At 67.2% G+C, this 1,154-nt stretch carries 1 protein-coding gene; it reads right to left on the bottom strand.

Annotated elements, in window-relative coordinates; all coding sequences use genetic code 11:
- Positions 1-1,154, bottom strand: a 1,154-nt coding sequence (locus tag DBR23_RS03500; protein ID WP_146191218.1) for a PAS domain S-box protein, incomplete at both ends; no start/stop codon positions are given.

Here is a 1,154-nt window from a genome sequence, read left to right on the forward strand (position 1 = left end):
GCGCCGGTCAGCGGGCCACAGGTCCAGCATCGACATGGTCAGCAGCTCGGACTCGGTGTAGCCATAGTGGCGTTCCATCGACCGGTTCACGGCCTGCAGCTGCAGGGTTTCACGGTCGTACACCCACATGGGGTGCGGGTGCTCGTCAAACAGCATGCGGTATTGCTGCTCGGACGCATGCAGCTGCCCCGCCACATGCCGCAACTGCACCATGGCACCCAGCGACTCGGTCAGGATCTCCAGGTGCGCCACATCGCGGCGCGAAAATGCATTGACCTTGTCCGATGTGACCTTGAGCGACCCGACGATGGCGTCGCCACTGCGCAGCGGAACCGCCATGACCGACCGTACGCCGTGGCGGTGGGGCATCGAAGCCATGTCCCAGCCCTCGGCCTCGGTGTCGTTGCACACCACGGTCTGGCCCTTGCTGAGCGCAGGCCAGAGCAGGCTCTGGTCCACTGGCAGCAGGTTGCCCACCGGGCGCACGTGGTCACCGGCCGAGGCTTGCGCCACCAGCTGGCGGCCTTGCAGCAGCTCCACCATGGCGCCGCGCGCTTCGGTCTGGCGCAGCACGGTGCTGGCCACCAGCTGCAGCACCTCGGGCAGCGGCATGTCCAGCGACGAAATGCGCTGCTGCACCTGCAGCAGCTCGGCATGGTTCTGTGCGTCGCGCTGGGCGTCCAGGTCGGCCAGCTTTTGCGCGCTGATGTCCGTCATGCCGCCCACCATGCGCACGGCCTTGCCCTGCAGGTCGCGGATCAGGAAGCCCCGGTCCAGCACCCAGGCATAGCTGCCGTCCTGGCGGCGAAAGCGGTATTCGTCCGACCAGTGGTTGGCCGTGCCGTCGATGGCTGCATGGATGCCTTCGAGCACTTCTTCGCTGTCATCGGGGTGCAGCCGCAAGGTCCACGAGGTGCTGTCGGGCGGCAACTGGTCGAGTGGCACACCGAACAGGGTCTGCATGCCTTCGTTCCACCACATGGCATCGGTGTGCAGGTTCCAGTCCCACACCGCGTCGGCCGTGGCGCGCGAGACCAGATGAAAGCGCTCTTCGCTCTCACGGCGGGCCTGCCGGGCCTGGTGCTGGGCCGAGATGTCCTGAAACGCCCCCTGTATCCGCACGATGCGGCCCTCGGCGTCGCGCACCGCCTGCC

The organism is Acidovorax sp. HMWF018 (assembly GCF_003061035.1).
Lineage (GTDB): Bacteria > Pseudomonadota > Gammaproteobacteria > Burkholderiales > Burkholderiaceae_C > Acidovorax > Acidovorax delafieldii.